Annotated in this window: 2 protein-coding genes; both read right to left on the minus strand. The window is 68.6% G+C overall.

Annotation, left to right across the window (positions count from 1 at the left end; translation table 11 throughout):
• Positions 1-234 (minus strand): hypothetical protein (locus FFK22_RS42235; RefSeq protein WP_221939325.1); only part of this gene is annotated, 234 nt, incomplete at its 3' end.
• A gap of 30 nt (positions 235-264) precedes the next feature.
• Positions 265-458, minus strand: a 194-nt coding sequence (locus FFK22_RS42240; protein ID WP_143957046.1) for an SUMF1/EgtB/PvdO family nonheme iron enzyme, incomplete at its 5' end; no start/stop codon positions are given.

Below are 458 nucleotides of genomic sequence, written 5' to 3' on the forward strand. Positions count from 1 at the left end.
AACATCGTCGCCCATGATGACGACGATGTTGGGCTTCGCGCCCGGGGCCGGCGTCGGCGCGGTCTGGGCCTCGGCCGCCGCGAAAGGCATTGTCACCCCGGCGGCGGCGGCCAGTGCGGTGCCCGAAAGCAGCAGCTTCCGCCGGCTGACGCCGGCGTCCGCTCCCGACGCTGATCCCTGCCGACGTGTGTCGTTGATGTCGGCCGTCTCGGGCGTCCTATTATTCGCATCCATGTGCCTCATCCTCCTGTTCGACCGATAGTTTCAGGTTGGAGCGGCCGCCCGCCTTACGCAGCGGAAGCCGATATGGCTCATCGAGGTGTCGACCGGCTGGGCATGGCGCGCGGCCGGGCGATAGCGCCGGCAGTAGTTCGGGGCGCAGAGATGGGATCCGCCCTTGACGACGCGGCGCGGAATCCGGAAGTGCGCCGTGGCGCGGTCATAGCTTGTCTCCAGGC

This window comes from Mycobacterium sp. KBS0706 (assembly GCF_005938675.2).
In the GTDB taxonomy this organism is placed as follows: Bacteria; Pseudomonadota; Alphaproteobacteria; order DSM-16000; family Inquilinaceae; genus Inquilinus.